Source organism: Roseiconus nitratireducens (assembly GCF_008629675.1).
In the GTDB taxonomy this organism is placed as follows: Bacteria; Planctomycetota; Planctomycetia; order Pirellulales; family Pirellulaceae; genus Stieleria; species Stieleria nitratireducens.
In genome coordinates, this window is sequence record NZ_VWOX01000075.1 from 1 (window position 1) to 782 (window position 782).

The following is a 782-nucleotide window of genomic DNA, read 5'->3' on the forward strand; positions in this document are numbered from 1 at the left end:
ACGCCTGCATGAACTGTCACGCCAGCGTCCGAAGTTTGGATATCGCCAAATGACAAGATTGCTTCGTCTGGAAGGTTTCCGGGTAAGTTTCAAACGCGTCCATCGAATTTGGAAAGCCGAGGGCCTGAAAGTGCGTCAAAAGCCGAAGAAAAAGCGTGCAAGAGGCAGGTCGCAAAATGCGTGTCACCGTATTCGTGCTGAGCGAATGAACCACGTTTGGGCCTGGGACTTCATCTTTGATCGAACGAAGGCAGGGCACCCGCTGAAATGGCTTTCCATCGTCGACGAGTACACTCGGCGCTGCATCACCCTGGACGTTGGACGCGGGATGACCAGTGACGACGTGATCAATCGTTTGGCGGAGCTGTTTGCGATGTACGGTGTCCCGGAAAACATCCGGAGCGATAACGGTCCAGAATTTATCGCCAAGGCGATCCGGCAGTGGTTGGCCTCGTTGGAGATTACGACGCTCTACGTGGAGCCGGGCAGCCCCTGGCAAAACGGATACGCCGAGAGCTTTCATAGCCGTCTACGAGACGAACTACTGAACATGGAGGAATTCGAGAGTGTTTGCCACGCGCGTGCCCACGCCGCGGCTTGGCGAGAAGATTACAACGGCTACCGGCCCCACAGTTCACTCGGTGGCTTGCCCCCGGACGAGTTCGCGCGACGCTGTGCTGCTTCCGTTCCGGCTACGCCTCCACTCCAGCAGCACAGCGAAACCAAACCTGTTACCCAACCCTTACTCTCATAACACCTGGATCAAAAACGGGGGCACTCCA

Annotated in this window: 1 protein-coding gene; it reads left to right on the forward strand. The window is 56.5% G+C overall.

From position 1 onward, the window contains the following. Positions 1 to 13 precede the first annotated feature (13 nt). The gene (locus FYK55_RS28755; RefSeq protein WP_261344976.1) at positions 14 to 754 is read left to right on the forward strand and encodes an IS3 family transposase; all 741 of its coding nucleotides are present in this window, start codon (positions 14 to 16) and stop codon (positions 752 to 754) included. Positions 755 to 782 lie beyond the last annotated feature (28 nt).